The organism is Asticcacaulis aquaticus (assembly GCF_028550415.1).
GTDB lineage: Bacteria > Pseudomonadota > Alphaproteobacteria > Caulobacterales > Caulobacteraceae > Asticcacaulis > Asticcacaulis aquaticus.
In genome coordinates, this window is sequence record NZ_JAQQKX010000002.1 from 315755 (window position 1) to 336859 (window position 21105).

Genomic DNA, 21105 nt, shown 5'->3' on the forward strand with positions numbered 1-21105 from the left:
GGCTTTTTTTTGCTTTATTGGCCTACCCCGCCGTCAGCCGGACTTTCAGCGCCGCGATCAACGCCGTCAGGGCCGACATCACCTTATCCGCCGTCGGCAGCAGAGTCAGGGATGCCTCGTCCATATAGAGACCGCGATTGATCTCGATCTGGAGCGCCTCGACGCCCTTGTGGCGGTCGGCATAGTGCTCCAGCGTATAGCCTCCGGCAAACGGGTGGTTCAGCGCGACGCGGAACCCCCGCCCCTCCAGCGCCCGCCGCACGAACCCCGTCAGTTCCGGCGAACACGCCTCGCCGTGCAGATCGCCAAGCACAATATCGGCCAGGGCACCCGCCCCCCCCGGTGCGTTGCGCAGCGTCCCCGAGGGCATGGAATGCCAGTCGATCAGGACCACGCGCCCATGCGCTGCCCGCGCCTCGCTCATGGCCGTCTGCAAGGCGCGATGATAGGGACCGTGCACCTGAGTCAGGCGCACCATGGCTTCGGCATAGGTCAGGGGCCGGGTATGGATTTCGGTCTGCCCCGACAGGCAGCGCGGGATGACGCCGTAACCGGACTTGACGCGCAAAGTATGGCTGAGGCTGCCCTTGGGCAGCGGCCCCTTGATCAGGCGCGGGTCCAGTTCGAGCGGATGACGATTCACATCGACATAGGCCCGCCCGTAATTGCCGCGCACGGCCCACACCCCGTCCAGCGCCTCGAAGCCGATCAGCCGGTCGACAAAGGCGTCTTCGGTCGAGCGCAGACGCCGGACATCGAAAGGCGTCGCCGCAATGAAGGCCTCGGGCAGGTAGCAGCCGGAATGCGGCACCCCGAACACGAGCCCGCATCCGGCCCCTTCCGGCCGGCGCAGATCGACGGCGGGGGGCGCATCGGCAAAGCTGTGGAGACTATCGGACGACATTAAGGGTTTGATAGGACATATCTGCGCTTTCTTCACCCCTAATTTACACTCCGTCCATAATGATCTAGTCTCAAATGACGGGGCTGGCGGTTCCGCGGCGCTTTTGAACGCGCTGGGCACCGCGAACGTTTTTCATGACTACCGTGCAGGTAAACGAGGGCTTATGACCAAGATTCTTCTGGCCGAAGACGAAGATTCCGTCCGCAGCTTCCTGACGCGCGCCCTGCAACGCGCAGGCTACGACGTCATCAGCTGCCCCGACGGCGACACCGCCATCGAAGCGCTGGATAACGGGCCGTTCGATCTGCTGCTGACCGATATCGTCATGCCCGGGGCCGACGGCATCGAGGTGGCCAAGATCGCCTCTCAGCGCCAGCCGGGCCTGAAGATCATGTTCATCACCGGCTTCGCCGCCGTCGCGCTGAACGCTCAGAAGGCATCACCCGAAGCCAAGGTGCTGGAAAAGCCGGTCCATCTGCGCGAGATCGTGACCGAGGTCGAGCGTCTCATCGCTGCCTGATCAGGGGCCGCCCTCACTCCGCTTCGGGGTTTCGCGACGGCGCGATAGCGTCGCCGAGCTTCGCCTCGGCATACCCCGTCCAACGCCCTGCGGCCGCCCTGAGGCGCTGGATATAGTCCCGCAGTTCGCTACGGACGGCAGAATTCATCTGCCACAGACGCCAGCCTATGACGAGCGTCAGGACCGAGAAGGCGAACATGGCGATGTGCGTGCGCTGATACGGATTGATGTGAAACAGATAGGCCGGGGCACCGCCGAACAACAATAATACCAGTCCCCATGACAGGTTGTACCGCAGGATACGCCCTTTCAACGCGCCGATCGTGCCGCCCAGAAGCGCCGCATAGGGCACCAGAAGCACCATGTCGTAATCCATAAGGCGCGGATTGCACAGTACCGCCACCCCCATCCCCAGAATCAGGCGTTCTTCCCGACGGCGATTGCCCGTGTGGGCGATCACCACGCCTGCCGCCACGATCGCGGTGGTGAAGGCAAGTCCCATCGCCAGAGCCAGCGGGCTGCCCGTTTCGATCCCCACCCAGTCCAGAAGGGCAAACAGCCCCAGGCCCGGCTGCTCCTTGATGGCCGTGCTGCGCAAGGCCTGCATCCAGTCCGTTATCCCGTCTCCGGCGCCCTGAAACGTCAGCAGGACAACCCCGGCCCCTACCCCACAGGCCAGGACAAAGTCGCGGACACTGCGCGTCCAGGGCCGCTTCTCCATCAGCAGGACGACAAAATAGCTGAGGAAGGTCGGCTTTATATAGGCGCAGGCCAGCACCATCAGCACAAAGGGCCAGCGATGCCGCCGGAACAGCACGAGGCTGGCCAGAACCAGAGCGTGCATCAGGATGCCGATATTGGCGCAGCAGAAGGTCATCGGAGACAAGGCGGCAAAGGCCAGCCAGCGGTAATGACGCGGCAGGGTCTCATTGACCTTGAAAAGGGCGTACCACAATAGAAACAGGGTGGCCGGCAACAGCAGCGCCCACAGATAGATATCCCGAACGGCGACGACCCCCAGAGCGCTCACCACGGGTGCCAGCCCCTGCGCAATCTGAGGCGCATAGACGAAGGCCGCCGGGGTCAGTCCCGGACAGGTCAGGCTTTCGGCATAGGGGGACTGGCCCGCGGCTACCGCCTGCGCCGCGCAGACCACGGCGTCGACATCCATGAACACCCACCTGTGCCGCACGAACTTTTCAAGCACCCCCGCCAGAACGGGAAACACGCATAAGGTTACAAACAGTCCGTATTTCCAGCCGGAACCGAATTTTTCTCTTAGACACGTCAAGGCATCCATCTTTATCTCCTACCCTGCACATCATTCAGGGGGGGAGCTCGGCCAAAATAGGACCGAATTGTTTCGCCTTGGAAAACAACGTTTTTTGGACGGGATATGCACCGGAAAATTTTACGTTTCGGCCTTTGGAGCCGGGCGATGAAGGCCGCGTCCCGTTTTCCACATTTTTGATGGTAAAGGCTCTTGCCACCATCACATTCGACCGCTATACACCCCCTCCTCGCAAGCACGCATCGCTCCGGCGACACAGCGTGATACAAAGTGGACTCGTAGCTCAGCGGGAGAGCACTACGTTGACATCGTAGGGGTCACAGGTTCAATCCCTGTCGGGTCCACCATTTTCTTTTTCCGTTTAGATAGTTAAGTTGGCATTGCGCGTCACAGTGACCTAAGTCGCAGACGTGTGGGCACTATTTCAAATGCCGTTTGACATGTCCGGACGGGAGACCGACTCCTTTCGGCTCCAGGTTCACGGTTCAATCAGTCTACCATGTAATGACTAGGGGCTGCCGAAGATAACTTGCCTTATCGACAACCGTTTCTTTTTATTTGTTATGTAATTACACAATCGGACAAGCGTCGACAGCCAGATAAACCCTCAGGTCAGCCGCGGCAGAGGATCCGCCAGGGTCGAGTTTTCGAGCACCCGCGCCAGGGCATCGCGCGCCGCCAGCAGGATCAGACGCAACTGGCAATCGTCCGCCGTAGGACAATCCTCGCAGCGGACATAGGCGGTGCGGCTGGCGCAGGGGGTCAGGGCCAGCGGCCCGTCGATCAGCCGGATCAGGTCGGCAATCGAGATCATATCGGTCGGCTTGGCCAGACTATAGCCGCCGGACCGTCCGCGCTTCGACTGCAGCAGGCCTTCGCGGCGCAGTTCCAGCAGAATACCTTCGAGGAAATGCAGCGGCGCCCGGATACGTTCGGCCAGTTCACCGGCCTGAATCGTTTGGCCCAGAGGCAGTCGAGCCATTTCCTGCATGGCGCGAATGGCGTATTTGGCGCGCTGGGACAGCATGGTCTAGGTCGTAATCCGTTTAAAACATCGCGCGGTTGATATCGCGACTGTCGTTGAGTTCTATTCCATACACAGAGTCCGTTACAAAAGCCATAAGCCTTAATCGGCGGACATGTGCTTGAAATCATAGACGCGGATGCCGTCCTTTTCCGGCGGCGGCTCGCGCCAGACCCGGTGCGTCATGGCGCGTTCCGCATCGGCGCCCCCGGCGGCCCAGTGCTCGTTCATCGTCACGCGCGAAAATTCGTAATCCTTGGATTGCCCGTGATCGCCGGATTCGCTGTTGATCAGGTGGACGATACTGACGCGGAAATGCGCCGCACGGGCATAGCACCGCGCGATTGCCGGGTCTTCGCGCGCCTCCGGCGGCAGGTGATCGTACATGGCGCGGATGGCCTGCCGCAGCCGGTAGCGTTCCAGAAAGGCGTCAGTATTGAGGCGCGTCCGGCTGGAATAGGTGATGTCCTTTACGCGGCCATAGACCTCGTCCAGCGTTTTCGGCATCTCGCCGCGCGCCGAGAACAGATCCATCTGGAAGACCAGCGTATCGCCGTCGAGCCCCGCCGGGGCTTCGTGCAGCACATAGGTCAGGGGCGTGTTCGACACCACCCCGCCGTCCCAGTAGGGCTCGCCGTCGATCATGACCGCCGGAAACCCTGGCGGCAGCGCACCCGAGGCCATGATATGCTCGGGCGCAATCGTCGTGGTGTGGGTATCGAAATAGACCGAATTGCCGGTCAGCACATTGACCGCCCCGACGCTCAGCCGGATGTCACCTGTGTTGAGCCGGTCGAAATCGACATGCCGGATCAGGGTCTCACGCAGGGGCGATATGTCGTAGAAGCTGGTTTCCGACGGCATGGACCACGGCGCGAAGAAGGGCGACACCGCTGCCGGGCGGAAAAAACCCGGCACGCCGTTGATCGCGCTCATATAGCCGCTCCACTGGCGGAACCCGGCCTTGAGCCAGGGATTGAGGTCGGAGAAGGAATCGCTGGGGAAGGCTGCCGTGATCTGCGTCCAGAAGGATTTGAGTTTCGCCGCGCGCTGTTCCGGCGGGTTGCCCGCAATGATCGCCGCATTGATCGCCCCGATGGACACCCCGGCGACCCAGTCGGGCTCTATGCCATGGGCCTGAAGGCGCTCGTAAGCGCCGCCCTGATACGAGCCCAGCGCCCCGCCCCCCTGAAGCACCAGCACCGTCTGGTCGTAGGCCGTGGCCGGGCCGCGGGTGTCGCGCGTATCGCGTTTTGGCTTGGTCACTTGGGTATGCATCGGGCTCAAACTCCGTACTGTATCATAAAACCCACACTAATGCCGCCCTTACAAGCCGCAAACGCTTGCGACGCATATTTTTTATAACCCTAAGCCTAGTTTCGGGTCAGTGCGTATCAGCGTTCGCCTAGATTAATCTTTTGATCAGGCTTTTGCCCGAAAGTGGCCCCGCTCGCTTCTTACCTGAAATTTTCCCCTCTCTGGAGAGACCCTCGTATGCAAATCCGTACCCTCGTCCTTACGGCGGCCCTGACCGGCCTGATGGCCACCGCCGCCTCGGCTCAGGACAGCGCGATCGCCGTCGACGTCCACGGCGGCACGACCGGCATAGGTATCGGCGCCCGTTATCAGGTGTCGGACTCGATCGTCCTGCGCGCCGATTACGACACCCTGAAGCACTCCGACGACTTCTCGTCGGACGGCGTCAACTATAACGGCGAAGTCGAATTCAAACCGTTCACCTTCGCGGTGAACGCGCACCCCTTCAAAAACTCGTTCTTCGTGTCCGCCGGCTATGTCATGGGCGACCGTAACATCAAGCTCGATGCTCGCCCCGCCGGCCCGACCCAGGTCGGCAGCGTCACCTATCAGCCGGGTGAAATCGGCACCCTGCGGGCCAATGCCGATATGGGTGACGGCGCGCCGTTCATCGGTCTGGGCTTCGACAACACCTTCCATAGCAATAACCGCATCACCTTCCGCTTCCTCGCCGGGGCGGTGCTGGGCGACGAGCCCTCGGTCACCCTGACCTCGGACGGTTCTCTGGCGACGAACGCGGCCTATAAGACGCAACTCGAAATCGAGCGCAAGGAACTTGAGCAGGACGTCAAGGACGTGAAAACCTGGCCGGTGCTGCAACTCGGCCTGAGCTACAAGTTTTAATCAGGCGTCTGTCTGAACGGAAAAACCCCGCCTCACCGGCGGGGTTTTTTATTTGAGGCCGTATACAACACAGGTCTGGGCCCGCACCTTGTACAGTGGCGGCGTTTGCAGGAAGGCGTTTTCATCCGCCTTCATCTCCAGTCCGGCCACACGTTGCATCGCCTCCGCAGCGTTGCGGTCCGGAAAGGCACCGACATCATCGGCGACAACACTATCTGCTCGCCCCCGATACTCGGCCCGCGACCCGGCAACGACGACCTCCTGCACCTCACTGCCGTCGGCGGCCTTTTCCGGCTTCTGTCGCCCCAGCAGGTTGGACTGGCAGGCGCGGCCCGTCGGATCGATCATCCGCACCCCGCCGACCTGCACCCCCAGCACCTGCGCCGCGCCCTGAGCCCGTGCCGCTGCATCGCGCCCGGCTTCGGACAGCAGCGCCGTCTTGACGGCGTTATCGGCTTCAAGACGGAAACTCAGCCGACTAACCTGCGTCGGCGAAGCCGCCAGCGCCAGGGCATAGATACGCTCCAGCCCGGCAAGGTCGCGCACCTCGACCTCAATCGACAGATTGGCCTCGTAGCCCCGGATCTTGTCCCCGCGCTCGTTATCGACCATTTCGCCATCGACCTTATACTGCTGATAGAGCGCCTGCATGTCGAAACCGGTGGTAATGCGCGCCACCTCCGCCCCCTGCTTTCGCAGCGAGGTCATCAATGGCGTCGCCTGAGCGATCGCCAGGTTCTGCGCCTCCGCCGCGGTCTTGCCCACGCCACGGAAGGTCGCCGTGAAGGTGGCGCGATTGGCCTCGACCTCGCGTTCGGCATAGCCGATCTGCGGCAGGACCGGGCTGGTCGCCCACCATGGCGCCGACTCAAAACGCGGATCGGCGGTTTGCGCCGTAGCGGCCCCGGCCATCAGGCCCAGCGCCATCGTCAGGACCGCATAGCGCATGTCCGTCTCCCTGTTTGTTTATTTGAGATCGTAGATAACACACGCCTTGGTCGTCACCCGAATAAGCGGCGGCGACTGGATGAAAGCGTTTGCCGCCGCACGGGCTTCCAGAGACGGCCCCATGCCCGGCGGTGGTGGTGACGCGGCCTTTTTCTTCATCATCATCGAGGATTGCGTGACCTGATCGTCATCGTCGCGCCCAGCACCGACCGGCGTCGCCCGACCGAGAATATTGGCCGTACAGGCCCGCCCCGTCGAGTCGATCAGACGCACCGGCCCCAGACCAAGCCCGTTGATCTGCGCCGCAACCTCGGCCCGGGCACGGGCATCGGCCACCGCCGCACTGAACAGGCGCGCCTTGGTCGCGTTGTCGGTTTGCAAGCTGAACGATACCGGCGTCGACCCGCTGGGACCGGCGGCCAGCACCAGCGCATAGGCGCGCTCCAGCACACTCAGCTCCGTAACATCGACCGTCAGCGTAATCGTCGCATCATAGGCTTCGATCTTATCGCCGCGCTGGTCCTCGACCTTCGTGCCGTCCTTGTTTTTATACTGCTGATAGCGGGCGCGCATGAAGAACGAGGTCGTCACCCTGACCTTGTCCGCCCCCAGTTTGCGCAGGGCCTCGGTCAGGGGAGCAACCGGCTTCATGGCCAGGGCCTGCGCCTGCTCGACCGTCTTCGCCGTACCGAGGAACGACCCGCTAAAGCTGGCGCGATTGGCTTCGATCTCTTCCTGCACGACGCCGGTTTGCGGGATGATCGGACGATCGACCCACCACGGCGCGCTTTCGGTCCTCGGTTGGGGTGCCGCTTTGAGTTCTGGCACCACCGGTGCGGCCGGAGCGACCGCCACGGGCTTGGGTTTCGGCTTTGGCCGCGCGGCAGCCTCCGCCCCGCCAGTCGCAAGGACCAGCGGGATCAGGATGAGGGCGCGCATCAATTAAGGCCGTAAACCACGCAAGCCTGCGCCGTCAGGGTCGACAGCGGTGGTGCCTGAATGAAGGCGTTCTGCGCAGCCTTGGCCTCCAGCATCTCGACCGGTGAGGCATTGGGCGCCGGGGGCGGCGGAGGGGGTGGCGGCGGCGGGGGTGGCGGTGCGTAGGCACGGCTTTCGTATTTTACCGTATAGGCATCGGCGTCCTGACCGTCGGACGCATAACCGCGCGCCAGAATATCGGTCTGACAGGCGCGGCCCGTCGGATCGATGACCTTGACCTTACCCAGCGTCGCCCCCGCCGCCTCGGTGGCCAGCTTTGCCCGACGCGACGCATCCTTGACTGCCTCGTTATAGAGCCAGGTCTTGGTGGCGTTGTCGGGTTCCAGCGTAAAATAGATCTGCTGCGACGAGGTGGGCGACGCCGCCAGCACCAGCGCATAGGCCCGTTCCAGCACACTCAGGTCGGTGACCTTGATCGACAGGGTCATGGTCACCTGATAGGCGTCGATCTTGTCGCCGCGCTGGTTCTCGATGCGATTGCCATCCTTGTCGCGGTACTGCTCGTAGAGGGCGCGCATCGAGAAGGAGGTATTTACGCGCACCGCGTCCTTGCCCAGCTTTTTGAGCGCGTCGGTCAGGGCCTTGGTCTGGCCGACCGCCTTGGTCTGGGCCTCGTCGGCGGTCTTGCCCACCGCGAGGAACGACGCCGAGAACGAGGCACGATTGGCTTCGATTTCGGTGCGCACATAACCCGTCTGGGTGATGACGGCATCCTTCATCCACCACGGGGCCTTATCGTAGGCCGAGGCATTGGTGGCAGCGGTTTGCGCCAGCACGGGCTGAGTCAGAAGGCCAAGACCGGCGACGGCCAGAACAGCAATTGATTTACGCATGATACCCCTCTCCTGAAAAAAACATCGTTACACTAAAGCTGACCAAGCATTACGGCCCGAATATGGCGGGTCCGGCGCAGGTAGCCTATATCATTATACCTGTGGCCGGAAGGCCTCTGCCCGTCGCTTCCCTTCGGCGATCTGTTCGGGCGTGAGTTGGCGTTCGAGATAAAAGACCGCATCCTGACCGTCGCGCTGACCCAGCCCTCCCTTGTCCTGTGCGGCCAGCCACGCCCACTTATAGGCCTCTGCCGGGTCTTTTGCCACGGCCCGACCGGCATAATAGAGGAAGCTCAGGCGCGCCTGCCCCTGCGAATTACCCGTCTCCGCCGCGCGCGCATAATAGTCGCGCGCCCTGGGCAGGTCGCGATACTGCTCGCTGAACAGGTAATGCAGTTCCCCCAGATAGAACAGAGCCTCGCCGTCGTTCTTGGCCGCCGCCTTTTCCAGCCAATGCTTGGCCAGCGCCGGCTCGAAGCCGGTGAAGAACATGATGCCGACCTGCTTTTCCGCCGCCGTGTCGCCGCGTTCGGCCGCCTTCAACAAGCCCTCGCGCGCCGTGTCGAGGTCGGGTTTCGTGCTGCCGCGCCCGGTCAGATAAAACAACGCCGCCTTGCGCTGGGCTTCGGGCGATTTGGCGGCGGCCTGTTCGTATAGTTTCAGCGCCCGGTCGCGGTCGGCGACGCCCTTGCGCGCATTATAGAGATCGCCGAGCGCCAGTTGCGCCTCGGTATGGCCGCCCGCCGCGGCCTTTTCGTACCACGCCACGGCCTTTGCCTCGTTATCGACGCCGCCGCGCCGTTTGTCGTAAGCCCTGCCGGAATAATACTGCGCGCTGGCGTCGCCGGTGCGCGCCTTGATATAGGTGATCCATTCGTTTTCGCCGGACGGCCCGGTCTTGCCCGTCGCAAACAGGACCGTCGCCGCACCGATGAGAAGCACCAGCGGCACGATGATCGCCAGATAAAGCGCGGCGGATTTCGGTTTACGACGCATATATTCCCCCTGCGACAGTTCCCCGACTCTTACCCCACCTTCGACACGATGCAAGCCTATTGAAGGTTGGCCTCGGCTTTCGTCCGGTCCTTGGCGGCGATGCGCCCTCTCACGCGCTCCAGTCCCTGCACGCCCGCCGCATCCTGCTGTTTCGCCGCGCGGCTATACCAGACATAGGCCTGCGCCGCATCGGCCTTAACCCCCAGCCCGTGCTCGTAGGCATAGCCCATACGAAACTGCCCCACCGCGCTGCCCGCTTCGGCGGCGCGCCGATTGTAGTCGAAGGCCCCCTTCGATGCATTGTCGTCGTCATAGCCTTCCCCCAGCACCAGCAACGCCGGGACATGGTTCTGATCGGCGGCCTTACGATAATAGAGATAGGCGGCGGCGGGGTCGCGCGGCCCGCCCTCGCCCCGATCGCACATGCCCGCAAGGCGGAACTGCGCGGCGGCATCCCCGGCATCGGCGGCAATCTGCGCCGCCAGTCGCGTGGCCTGAAGGTCTTCGGGGCGGACTTCGGCGGGCAGGTCATCCATTCGCGGCGCACTTTGCGCCATCGCGCCGCCGCTCATAAACAGGCACAGGCCGGTGATAAGGATCAGACGCATGACTTCCCTCCCATTTTCAGGAAATAAGCTTAACACGCATCACGCGAAATGCCCGGTTACAAACCCTGTAACGCGCCCTATCCTTTGCGTCGCAGATCCAGCGTCATCGGATAATCCGGATTGATCAGCAGCGGCGGCGGACGCAGCTTGCCCGGCGTATGGGTCGGGCTCTCGAACCGCGACAGACGACGGCCCTCGGCCTCGTTGGCATTGAGCGGCAAGGTATCGTAATTGCGCCCGCCGGGGTGCATGACGTGGTACTTGCAGCCGCCGATCGAGCGCTCCAGCCGCGTATCGATGACATCGAAGATCAGCGGTGTATTGACCGGCAGATTGGGATGCAGGGCGCTATACGGCGCCCAGGCCTTGTAGCGGACGCCCGCGACCTGCACATGCGCTTCACGCGTCGAATGCAGCGGCAGACGGCGTCCGTTGCAGGTGACGATGTGCTGATCGCCGACCGCACCGCTCAGGATCACCTCCAGCCGCTCGACCGAGGAATCGACCCCGCGCGACGTGCCGCCGGCGCTTTGTTCCTCACCCATCACCGGCCACGGTTCCAGCCCGCTGCGCAGTTCCAGCTTCAGCGCGCCGATCTGCACCGTCCCCAGCGACGGGAAGCGGAAGTCGAAGAACGGGATGAACCAGTCGGGACTGAAGGCGTAACCGTTGGCCTTGAGGAAGGCCAGCACCTCATAAAGGTCTTCGCGGACATTGTGCCCCAGCATGAAACGATCATGCAGTTGCGTGCCCCAGCGCACCAGCCGCCCCGTATAGGGTTTCTTCCAGAACACGGCGATCAGGGCCCGGATCAGCAGGGTCTGGATCAGGTTCATCTGCGGGTGTGGCGACATCTCGAAGCCGCGCATCTCCAGCAGCCCCAGACGCCCGCGATCCGAGTCGGGGCTATAGAGTTTGTCGATACAAAACTCCGCCCGGTGCGTATTGCCGGTCAGGTCGATCAGCAGGTTACGCAGCAGTCGGTCGACCAGCCACGGCACGGGCTGCTCGGCGTCCGGCAGGTTGTCCAGCGCGATTTCCAGTTCATAGAGCGACTCGTGACGCGCTTCGTCGATGCGCGGGGCCTGCGACGTCGCGCCGATATAGAGACCGGAAAACAGGTAGGACAGCGACGGATGGTTCTGCCAGAAGCGGATCATCGAGCCCAGCACGTCGGGCCGTCTCAGAAACGGCGAGTCCTCGGGCTTCTGTGCCCCCATGACGATGTGATTGCCGCCGCCGGTCGCCACGCGCTTGCCGTCGATCATGAACTTGTCGGCGACCAGACGCGACTGCGTGGCTTCGTCATAGACCGTGGTGATGATGGTTTTCAGCTCGTCCCAGTCGCGCGCCGGCTGGATATTGACCTCGATGACGCCGGGGTCAGGGGTGACGCTGAGGCTTTCGACACGGTGATCGCGCGGCGGGCCGTAGCCTTCGATGACCACCGGCGTTTTCAGATGCGTGGCGACGGCTTCGATGGCGTGGATCAGGTCGAAATAGTGCTCGGCATAGACCATCGGCGGCAGGAACAGGAACAGCTTGCCGTGGCGCACCTCGGCGCACAGGGCCGACTTGAACAGGCCGTTGTCCCCCGCCGAGGCAGCGGCCAGGGGCTTCGGTTTGGCGATCTTTGCCGCATAGGCGCTGACCGCCTCCGTTGCGTCCGGCAGAGCCTCAGTGGGCGCGAACGGCGAGCGCGGCGGGAAGAAATGCGGGGCCTGTTTCTTCGGGTCGACCGACGGCAGAGCCCCCAGCGGCAAACGCAGACCGACCGGTGAATCTCCGGGGATCAGCATCATTTTTTCGGTGCGGAATTGCCAGGCATTCGACATCCAGCCGTCGCGCTTGGCCGAATAGGCCAGCGGCAGGACATAGCCGGTGGGCGTCCCGACATTCTTATCCAACTGCGCCTGAAGCCGCTTGCGCTCGGTCGCTTCATAGAGGTCGGCCTTGAGCATCTCGCCTTCCAGCGGGATGCGCTGCTCCTTCCACAGAAGGTAAGGAATATCCTCATAGGCGTCGATCACGAGGTCTTCGGAAAGGCCCAAAGCTTTCGTGAGTGTGGTCAGGAAGGTTTTGGCGGTATCGGACTTTATTTCCGATGTCGCCTCTGGGTCGGCCAGCAAACCAGCATCCAGCCATAGAGGCTGCTTGTCCAGCCGCCAGAAACAGTTCATCGCCCAGCGCGGCAGGATTTCGCCGGGATACCACTTGCCCTGCGCGTGCTGCGCCAAGGCACCTACCGCGAATTTACCCGATAACCGTTTGAACAGGTCGTAACCGAGTTTCTTCTTGTTGTCCGACAGGGCGGTAAAGTGCCACTCGTCGCCGGTCCGGTCATCGAGGCTGACGAAGGTTGGCTCGCCGCCCATGGTCAGGCGCACATCCTGCTTGATCAGGGCCTCGTCGACCTTGTGGCCCAACGCGTCGATGCGCTTCCACTCGCCATCGGTATAGGGCTTGGTGACGCGGCGCGATTCATAGATGCGCGTCACCGACATGGCGAAATCGAAGGTCGAGTCGCACGGTTCGCGCGCCCCGGTAATCGGCGCGGCCGAGGTCGGGTTGGGCGCGGCGCATAGCGGAATATGGCCTTCGCCGGTGAACATGCCCGACGTCGGGTCGAGCCCGATCCAGCCTGCCCCCGGCAGATAGACTTCGTACCAGGCGTGCAGGTCGGTCACGTCCTCAGAGACCCCCGACGGGCCATCCAGCGATTCGAGGTCCTGCTTGAGCTGGATCGAATAGCCCGACACGAAGCGCGTGGCGAACCCCTTGTGACGCAGCGCCTGACAGGCCAGCCACGCCATGTCGCGGCACGACCCCTGAAGCAGGTTGAGAGTCTGGGCCGAGGTCTGAATGCCCGGCTCCATGCGTAACGTATAGCCGAGGTCGCCGTTGAGCTTCTGATTGAAGGTGACGAGGTAATCGACCGTCCCCCATTTATCGCCATCGGGCTTCACGTCAGGAATCGACGCAACGTACTGCATCAGCACGTCGTCGGATTCCTTGATCTCCAGATAGGGGGCCAGTTCCTCCTTCAGGGCGTCGGAATAGCCGAACGGATAGAAGGTCGCGCTGTCCTCAAGGAAGAAGTCGAACGGGTTGAAGACGCGAATCTCCAGCACCAGATCGACCTCGACCTTGAAATGGTTGACCTTTTCCGGAAAGACGATGCGGGCCAGCCAGTTCCCGAACGGGTCCTGCTGCCAGTTGATGAAGTGGTTTTCCGGCGACACCTTGAGTGAATAGGATTGCACGTGCGCCCGCGTATGCGGTGCGGGACGTAAGCGGATCACCTGCGGCCCCAGCGATATCGACCGGTCGTAACGGTATTCGGTAACGTGGTTTTGCGCCGCTAGAATGGTCATTCAACTATCCGTTCTTATACCTCCCTGCACTTTAGTGCGGGGAGGGGGACCGCGCCTGAAAGGCGTGGTGGTGGGGTGTCTTACTTACACTTAACGAGCCAGGACGTAAGAAAGCAAGAACCCCCACCACCACATCTCACTTGCTGCGCAAGTTCGTGCGGTCCCCCTCCCCAGCAAGCTGGGGAGGTATGATAGGCGGACCATGCTTCCCATAAACTTAAATTAGCTTTCTCCACAAAATCACGTCACAGAGCTGTAACGAATGCGAAAAAAATGTGTAACCTTGTGATGAGCCTTATGATGGACATGGTCCCCTGAGGGCTTAGTCTGGGGTTGAGTGAAAGGACGCACCTTGTTCAGCGATATTTCGAGCGATATCTTTGCCTTCTCGTTCGACGGCCTCTCGTCACCGGTCATCGATCTGAAGTTCCGCACGGGTCCGCAAAAGGGCGACCACACGCTGGGCTGGGGGCTGGCCTGGTACCCCGCCGACAACAAGGCCGCCATGGTGGCCAAGGACCCGGCGGCCAAGGATACAGTCTCCCTCAAGGGCGCGATGAGCGACTGGGAAGGCTTCCGCTCGACGGTCTTCTTCTGCAAGGTGCGCGGCGCGGCCTCGGGCTATACTCACCTCGAAACCCAACCCTTTACCCGGTCGTTCGCCGGTCAGGACTGGGTCTTCATGCACAATGGCAACCTCGACAAGGAAGCCATCCGCAAGCTGCATCACAATACCTCGATCTTCCTCGAACCGCTGGGGCGCACCGACTCCGAACTGGCGCTCGTGTTCCTGCTGGGCAAGATTCAGGACTATGGCGCGCGGACCCTGGCCGAAATCGATCACAACATCCTGTTGAGCTGGTTCCTGCAACTGGACGATCTCGGCTCCGCCGACATGTCGATCTCGGACGGGGTGACGGTCGCGGTCTTCTACGGCACGGATTCGCAGTCGAGCCTGTACTATAGCCGTCTCAAGCCGCCGCACGACGCGGCCGGCTTCGAAGGCGACGCCGCTTCGTTCTCGCTCAACAATCCGCGCGACACCTTCCGCACGGCGTTCGTCTTTGCCTCCTCGCCGTTCAAGACCGGCGACTGGACCCCGATGCAGGGCGGTCAGCTCATCATCGCCCGGCGCGGGGCGCTGGTGTGGACCAACAAGAAAGAACCCCTGCCGAAGTTGCCGATGCCGCCGACGCAGCGGCCGGAAACGACGACTACCGGATCGCCGATCCTTCAGGGCGGGCCGCTGGAAAAGGTCAATGAGCGCTCGGCCCTGTTCGCCAGCGTGCAGGCGCAAAGCCAGCAGGCCTCGATCGTCGCCAAGCTGTCGCAGATGAGCCACGTCCAGCAGAACGTGATCAACACCAAGTCGATCACCCACGCCGCCGACGGCACCGCCCTCACCTACCGGCTCTACGACTTGGTCCACTCGACCGAATATACCTACGAGGAAGAGGTCGAGCACTCGACCCATACCTTCCGTCTGCTCCCGGTCGAGGATCAGGTGCAGGAGGTCATCCACTCGACCCTGACCATCTCCTCCGAAGGCGAGGACGTGCGTTTCGAGGACGTGTTCGGCAACCAGAACATCCACTATTCGATCATCAAGCCGTACAAGCAACTGACCGTTTCGTGCCGCTCGCTGGTCAAAATCTTCGGTCAGGCCCCCGACGACTACGCCTCGACGCGCCGTCAGGCCAAGCTGCCCATGTCGTGGATGCCGTGGCAGCTACAGGTCATGGAACCCTATCTGCTGCTGCTGGAGATGCCGGAAACCCAGATTTCAGAGCTGCTGCTCTATGCGCGTTCCTTCGCCGAACGCAACGGGCAGCACCTGATCGACACGCTGAACGACATCAACCTGACCATCTATCGCGACTATCAGTACGTGCCGGGTTCGACCTCGTTTTCGACCACGCCGTTCGACGTCTATGCCTCGCGCAAGGGCGTCTGTCAGGACTTCGCCAATCTGTTCATCACGCTGGCGCGGCTGCTCGGCGTCCCGGCGCGCTACCGGATGGGCTACATCTATACCGGTGCCAATTACGAGAACAAGATTCAGTCGGACGCCAGCCACGCCTGGGCCGAGGTCTATATCCCCTATATCGGCTGGCGTGGTTTCGATCCGACCAATGGCTGTCAGGTGGCGCAGGACCATATCCGCGTCGCCTGCGGCCGCAACTACCGCGATGCGACCCCGACGTCAGGGACCATCTATCGCGGCGGCGGCAAGGAAGGCCTGCGCGTTCAGGTCACGATGAATGAAGTTTTTTTATGAGTGATTTCAGGCTGTCCTCGCGGCAAAGGCGAGGCTGCCAGCAATAAAAATAAGGCCAGACTGAGGAGGCCACTGTGAGCTTAGAGTCCTATAAAACCGACGGGTTCTTTGACGAATTGTTCGAAAGCGACGGCGTGCCCCATGCGGCGGCGGCGGCCCTGATCGAGCAGCTTGACGCCCTCAGTCGCGCCGACCTGAAACGGCGGCAGAAGACGGCCGAAGACATCCTCTATCAGTCGGGCAATACCTTCAACGTCTATGGCGACAAGAAGGGCACCGAAAAAATCCTGCCCTTCGACATTATCCCGCGGCTGGTCTCTTCGACCGACTGGGAACGGCTGGAAAAGGGCATCGCCCAGCGCATCCACGCGCTGAACCTCTTCATTCAGGACATCTATAACGACCAGAAGATCATAAAGGACAAGGTCGTCCCCGCCGACATGATCTTCTCCTCGGCCTGCTACCTGAAACCCTGCGAAGGCCTAAAGCCGCCGAAGGGCGTGTGGACGCACATTTCCGGCACCGACTTCGTGCGCGCCGGCGATGGCGAGTTCTACGTGCTGGAGGACAATCTGCGCTGCCCGTCGGGCATTTCCTACGTGCTGGAAAACCGCGCCGTGCTGAAGCGCATCCTGCCCAAGGCGTTTCAGACGCTCAAGGTGCGCCCCGTATCGCACTATGGCGACCACCTGTACAAGACGCTAAAACACATCGCCCCCGACGGTAAAGACGACCCGGTCATCGTCGTCCTGACGCCGGGCATCTATAATTCCGCCTATTTCGAGCACGCCTATCTGGCGCAGCAAATGGGTGTGCCCCTGTGTCAGAACTCCGACCTGATCGTTGAGGACAACATCGTCTATATGCGCACGACGCGCGGGCTCAAACAGGTCGACGTCATCTATCGCCGCATCGACGACGAGTTCATCGACCCGACCGTCTTCCGCAAGGACTCGTTGCTCGGCGTCCCCGGCATCATGAACGCCTACCGTAAGGGCAATGTGGCGCTGGCCAATGCCCCGGGTACCGGTATCGCCGACGACAAGGCGATCTATACCTACGTGCCGAAGATCATCAAATACTACCTCGGCGAAGAGGCCATAGCGCAGAACGTCCCGACCTATATCTGCGAGGACGACAAGGAGCGCGACTACGTCCTGGCCAATCTCGACAAGCTGGTGGTCAAGGCGGTGAACCTGTCCGGCGGCTACGGGATGCTGATCGGGCCAAAGAGCACGAAGGCCGAGCAGAAGGAATTTGCCGAGAAGATCAAGGCCGCGCCGCGCGACTATATCGCCCAGCCGACCCTGTCCCTGTCGCGCGCGCCCACCCTGATCGGCAACGGGATTGAGGGCCGCCACGTCGATTTCCGCCCCTATTCGCTCTATGGCGAAGAGATATTTACCCTGCCCGGCGGTTTGACGCGCGTGGCGCTGAAAAAAGGCTCTCTGGTGGTCAACAGTTCTCAGGGCGGTGGCTCGAAAGACACCTGGGTTCTGGGCGAAGGCGAAGACTTCGGGGGTGGGGTATGAGACACATAACTTCATACTCCCCCAGTTTACTGGGGGAGGTGGATGCGAAACCAACGGTTTCGCAGACGGTGGGGGGCCTGCGCAAGACCCACACGCAAAGCGTTCTCGGCATCTCTCCTAGCCCCCACCACCACATCTCACTTGCTTCGCAAGCTCGTGCGGTCCCCCTCCCCGGCACGCCGGGGAGGTATAAAAGCGTATAGGAAGGCCGTTACCAATGATGCTGTCCCGCGTTGCCAATTCCATCTACTGGATGTCGCGTTATCTCGAACGGGCCGAAAACGTCGCGCGCTTCATCGACGTCAATACACACCTGATGCTCGACCTCGGCCTGAGCGTCGAGGAGACCCAGTGGTATCCCCTGATCGCCACCTCCGGCGACGACGAAGGCTTCAAGAAACGCTACAGCGTCGCCGACGAAAAGTCGGTTGTTCGCTTCCTGACCTTCGATGAGAAAAATCCCAATTCGATTCTATCCTCGATCTTCCGGGCGCGCGAAAACGCCCGCACGGTGCGCGAAATCATCCCGGTCGAGGTGTGGGAGAAGATCAACGAACTGTACCACCTGACTCAGGCCCACAGCCGCAAGCGCTCGGTCGAGGCACTGGCCGACTACTATACCGAGGTCCGTCAGTCGGGGAACCTGTTCTCGGGCATGATGATCAACGCCATGTCGCGCGGCGACGGCTGGCACTTTGCCCGCATGGGGCAGTTGCTGGAGCGCGCCGACAAGACCGCGCGTCTGCTGGACGTGAAGTATTTCCTGCTTCTGCCGCGCGGCCAGCAGGTCGACAGCCCCTACGACAATGTCCAGTGGGGCGCGGTGCTGAAATCGGTCAATGCGCTGGAAATGTACCGTCAGGAATACCATTCGATCAATTACCGTGACGTGACCGAATTCCTCCTATTCTCCAAGCTGTTCCCGCGCTCGCTGCGCTTCAGCCTCGACTACGCAGCACTGGCCCTGTCCAACATCTGCGCCGAGCAGCCGGTCACCTGCCCGGCCCTGACCGAGATGGGGCTGCTGACCCAGAGCCTGCATCAGGCCGACACCGAAAGCATCATCGCCTCAGGCCTGCACGAATTCATCGACGTGTTTCAGGCCAAACTCAACCTGGTCGATCAGTCGATCTATGAGAGCTTTTTCGAGAACTAGGGTTGCGCCACAACCTGAACCTTTTAAACTCCCTCGGAATTTTCGGGGGAGTTTTTTATGCGCCTGTTATTGTCGATTGCCGCGTCCGCGCTGTTTGCCACCTCAGCACTGGCGATCGACCTGCCCGACCCTAAGTCGCCGAACTATCGCGAATTACCGCTGAACATCGCTGATAAGGGCACAATCTATCAGACAATCAAAACCAGCAAGACCGAGGTCAGGGACGGCAAGACCAAGGTCACCTCCAGCCATAGCCGCTACCGCAACGATTTCACCGCTACCGACGCCGGTTACAAGGTCAAGAAGACGCTGGTCGCCTTTACCGTTACCGGTGCCGATGGCCAGACCATCGACCAGAACGCCAAGACGCCGGAAGCCATCTTTCTAAAAACCTTGACGGGGGCTTTTGCCGAACTCACCTATATCGGCGACGAAGGTCTGGCGCCGCAACGGCTGGAGGATTGGCCGAACCTGTGGAAAAGCACCCGCGCTCTGATTGGTGCCACTCTGCGCGCCGACGGAAAGACGCCCACGCCCGAAACCGAAGCGCAGGTTATGGGCATGATGGACAAGATGTTCGGCAACCTCACGCCGGAACAGGCCGCACAGACCTTTCTCCAGCCTGACACCATGATCGCCATGCCGCACAATCTGGCGCTTGAGATTAACAAGCCGCTCAGCGCCGACAGTGAAATCATCGTGCCGCTCGGCAACTATCCGCTCACGGTGAGCGAGACCTTCGTCATTACCCACTGGAACGCCGCGGGTAATACGGCGCAGGTGACCTATGACTACCGTCCCCAGCCGGAGTCGCTGAAAGCTTTCATGTACGAGTTTCTGCCGAAGTTCCTGAAAGACGCCGGGGCTCCAGCGGCGGCCATCGCCGAAATGGAAGCCGCGATGAAGGCCAATCCCGGCAATGTCTTCGACATATCGACCCACTGCGATTACGACATGGCTATCGATACGGGGCTGGTTCGGCAGGGCAAATGCACACGCATCACCACGGTGAGCCTTATGGGGCAAAGCTCCAGCAAAACCGAGATTTACGACTTTACGGAAAGTTTTGTGCCATAGATGGTCACAGAGTTGACCCAAAGTCGCGCCACAAAGACCTCTTTGTAACAGGACGGCGGGCAACCTAAGGGTATGAACAAGCGGCTGACGATATTGATGGTCCTGATGGCCTGTGCTTCGGCACCATTCGCTCAGGCTCAAACCCAGACCTCAGCCCCACCCGTCAACGGCGCCGGTTATCTTCAGATCCCGCTGACCCTGCCCAGGGGGGCAAAGGTGCGTCAGTCGATCCGCAAGACCACGTACAGCACGCATAATGGTCAGGTCAAGACCGCCCTCTATGCCGGCGAATTCCTCAACAGCCTGACGCCCGACAAGGACGGCTACCGCGTCGTCAAAACTATCGTGACCTCGGATTTTCAGGTGACGGGTGCGGCCCTGTCCGATGACGATGCGGGGCTGGAAAAGCTGATGGGGGTCATGGCCGATGTCGGTGGCCTCACCTATCTGGCCGACGCCAATTTGACGCCCCTGTCCCTGCATGAATGGCCGAAATTCCGGGCCCGCCTCAAGGCCGCCATGCGCAAGGCCGGGCTGATGAAGGCGCGTCAGGCCGATGCCTTCGACGCCCTCTATGCGCAGGTGACCCCGGAAATGGCGGCGGAGATGTTCCTGCCCGAAGACGCCATGCTGGCCATTCCGCACAATCTGGGCCTCAGCCTGAACAGCCCGTACCGGCTCGATTCGAAAATCCCCGGGCCGCTCGGTGCCACCCTGAGCGCCAGCGAAACCCTGACCCTGACTGGTTGGGATGCCAAAGGCCGCACGGCGCAAATCACCTACGAATCCGGTCCGACCCGCGCCGCGCTCGACACCTATGCGATCAGCGTGCGGCCACAGCTGGAACAGGCGGCCCGGTCCGAAGCCCGCCGGACGCGAACGGCGACCCGCCCGGTGGGTAAAATCGACCTGAATATTTCGACGCGTTGCCTCTATACGGTCAGCCTGGACACCGGACTGGTGCGTCAGGCCGAATGCCAGTCGGTGCGCGATATCACGGTCGGCGACGACGCCCGCTCGCAACGCGAGGCGTGGGTGATGAGCGAGACGCTGGAGAAATAGAGCGATATGTCGAAACGAAATTCGGCGCAGCCAAAAGTGTGAGCGGTTTTCGACGACAATATCGCGACAAAACAAAAACTTAGAGCGGAATGGCGATTCCATTTAAAGTCATTCGGCTCTAGGTTTAAAACCTAATCATCCTATTGATTTAAGGTGCAAACATTGATTCTCTTCGTTTATTCGAGGAGATAAGCTATGGCTCATGAGTTCTGGCTTAGTGACGTGCAATGGTCGGCAATCGAGCCTGTCTTGCCCAAGGTCTATTCCGGTGCACGGCGGGATGATGATCGTCGGATCATCAGTGGCATTATTCACGTTCTAAAATCCGGATGCCGGTGGCAGG

At 61.4% G+C, this 21105-nt stretch carries 18 protein-coding genes and 1 tRNA gene; 9 read left to right on the forward strand and 10 right to left on the reverse strand.

Features of this window, described 5'->3' with window-relative positions; all coding sequences use genetic code 11:
- Nucleotides 1–22 precede the first annotated feature (22 nt).
- Complete coding sequence (locus PQU92_RS04710) at nucleotides 23–904, reverse strand: N-formylglutamate amidohydrolase (RefSeq protein ID WP_272747049.1); 882 nt, start codon at nucleotides 902–904, stop codon at nucleotides 23–25.
- Nucleotides 905–1067: 163 nt separating this feature from the next.
- On the opposite strand from PQU92_RS04710, the gene PQU92_RS04715 reads away from it, so the two are divergent.
- Nucleotides 1068–1424 carry a response regulator gene (locus PQU92_RS04715; protein WP_272747050.1) on the forward strand — a complete coding sequence of 119 codons (357 nt, stop codon included), beginning with the start codon at nucleotides 1068–1070 and terminating at the stop codon, nucleotides 1422–1424.
- A 13-nt stretch (nucleotides 1425–1437) separates the two neighbouring features.
- On the opposite strand, the gene PQU92_RS04720 is transcribed toward PQU92_RS04715, so the two are convergent.
- Nucleotides 1438–2724 carry a glycosyltransferase 87 family protein gene (locus PQU92_RS04720; RefSeq protein ID WP_272747051.1) on the reverse strand — a complete coding sequence of 429 codons (1287 nt, stop codon included), beginning with the start codon at nucleotides 2722–2724 and terminating at the stop codon, nucleotides 1438–1440.
- 263 nt (nucleotides 2725–2987) lie between these two features.
- On the opposite strand from PQU92_RS04720, the gene PQU92_RS04725 reads away from it, so the two are divergent.
- A tRNA-Val gene (locus tag PQU92_RS04725) sits at nucleotides 2988–3062 on the forward strand.
- Nucleotides 3063–3322: 260 nt separating this feature from the next.
- Here PQU92_RS04725 and PQU92_RS04730 read toward each other — a convergent pair.
- Nucleotides 3323–3742: an RrF2 family transcriptional regulator gene (locus tag PQU92_RS04730; RefSeq protein WP_272747052.1), complete on the reverse strand. Its 420-nt coding sequence runs from the start codon at nucleotides 3740–3742 to the stop codon at nucleotides 3323–3325.
- 99 nt (nucleotides 3743–3841) lie between these two features.
- Nucleotides 3842–5017 (reverse strand): patatin-like phospholipase family protein, encoded by a 1176-nt coding sequence (locus PQU92_RS04735; protein ID WP_272747053.1) that lies wholly within the window; start codon nucleotides 5015–5017, stop codon nucleotides 3842–3844.
- Nucleotides 5018–5233: 216 nt separating this feature from the next.
- Between PQU92_RS04735 and PQU92_RS04740 the strand changes: the two genes are divergently transcribed.
- The gene (locus tag PQU92_RS04740) at nucleotides 5234–5899 is read left to right on the forward strand and encodes a hypothetical protein (RefSeq protein WP_272747054.1); all 666 of its coding nucleotides are present in this window, start codon (nucleotides 5234–5236) and stop codon (nucleotides 5897–5899) included.
- Between the two features lie 48 nt (nucleotides 5900–5947).
- On the opposite strand, the gene PQU92_RS04745 is transcribed toward PQU92_RS04740, so the two are convergent.
- The 6 genes from PQU92_RS04745 to PQU92_RS04770 form a co-directional block, all read right to left on the reverse strand.
- Nucleotides 5948–6847, reverse strand: coding sequence for an SIMPL domain-containing protein (locus tag PQU92_RS04745; protein ID WP_272747055.1), 900 nt, complete (start codon nucleotides 6845–6847; stop codon nucleotides 5948–5950).
- An 18-nt stretch (nucleotides 6848–6865) separates the two neighbouring features.
- Nucleotides 6866–7786, reverse strand: coding sequence for an SIMPL domain-containing protein (locus PQU92_RS04750; protein WP_272747056.1), 921 nt, complete (start codon nucleotides 7784–7786; stop codon nucleotides 6866–6868).
- Nucleotides 7786–8679 carry an SIMPL domain-containing protein gene (locus tag PQU92_RS04755; protein ID WP_272747057.1) on the reverse strand — a complete coding sequence of 298 codons (894 nt, stop codon included), beginning with the start codon at nucleotides 8677–8679 and terminating at the stop codon, nucleotides 7786–7788. The genes PQU92_RS04750 and PQU92_RS04755 overlap by 1 nt, the downstream gene beginning before the upstream one ends.
- A gap of 93 nt (nucleotides 8680–8772) precedes the next feature.
- Nucleotides 8773–9675 (reverse strand): tetratricopeptide repeat protein, encoded by a 903-nt coding sequence (locus tag PQU92_RS04760; RefSeq protein ID WP_272747058.1) that lies wholly within the window; start codon nucleotides 9673–9675, stop codon nucleotides 8773–8775.
- A 56-nt stretch (nucleotides 9676–9731) separates the two neighbouring features.
- Nucleotides 9732–10283, reverse strand: coding sequence for a tetratricopeptide repeat protein (locus PQU92_RS04765; RefSeq protein WP_272747059.1), 552 nt, complete (start codon nucleotides 10281–10283; stop codon nucleotides 9732–9734).
- Between the two features lie 77 nt (nucleotides 10284–10360).
- Nucleotides 10361–13657, reverse strand: coding sequence for a transglutaminase family protein (locus tag PQU92_RS04770; RefSeq protein ID WP_272747060.1), 3297 nt, complete (start codon nucleotides 13655–13657; stop codon nucleotides 10361–10363).
- A gap of 352 nt (nucleotides 13658–14009) precedes the next feature.
- Between PQU92_RS04770 and PQU92_RS04775 the strand changes: the two genes are divergently transcribed.
- From PQU92_RS04775 to PQU92_RS04800, 6 genes are all read left to right on the forward strand, one after another.
- On the forward strand, nucleotides 14010–15935 hold the full coding sequence (locus tag PQU92_RS04775) for a class II glutamine amidotransferase (RefSeq protein ID WP_272747061.1): 1926 nt from the start codon (nucleotides 14010–14012) through the stop codon (nucleotides 15933–15935).
- 74 nt (nucleotides 15936–16009) lie between these two features.
- Nucleotides 16010–17467: a circularly permuted type 2 ATP-grasp protein gene (locus PQU92_RS04780; protein WP_272747062.1), complete on the forward strand. Its 1458-nt coding sequence runs from the start codon at nucleotides 16010–16012 to the stop codon at nucleotides 17465–17467.
- Between the two features lie 217 nt (nucleotides 17468–17684).
- Nucleotides 17685–18623, forward strand: coding sequence for an alpha-E domain-containing protein (locus tag PQU92_RS04785; RefSeq protein ID WP_272747063.1), 939 nt, complete (start codon nucleotides 17685–17687; stop codon nucleotides 18621–18623).
- A gap of 57 nt (nucleotides 18624–18680) precedes the next feature.
- Complete coding sequence (locus PQU92_RS04790) at nucleotides 18681–19700, forward strand: hypothetical protein (RefSeq protein ID WP_272747064.1); 1020 nt, start codon at nucleotides 18681–18683, stop codon at nucleotides 19698–19700.
- A 72-nt stretch (nucleotides 19701–19772) separates the two neighbouring features.
- The gene (locus tag PQU92_RS04795; RefSeq protein ID WP_272747065.1) at nucleotides 19773–20762 is read left to right on the forward strand and encodes a hypothetical protein; all 990 of its coding nucleotides are present in this window, start codon (nucleotides 19773–19775) and stop codon (nucleotides 20760–20762) included.
- 195 nt (nucleotides 20763–20957) lie between these two features.
- Nucleotides 20958–21105, forward strand: a 148-nt coding sequence (locus tag PQU92_RS04800; RefSeq protein WP_272747072.1) for a transposase, incomplete at its 3' end; no start/stop codon positions are given.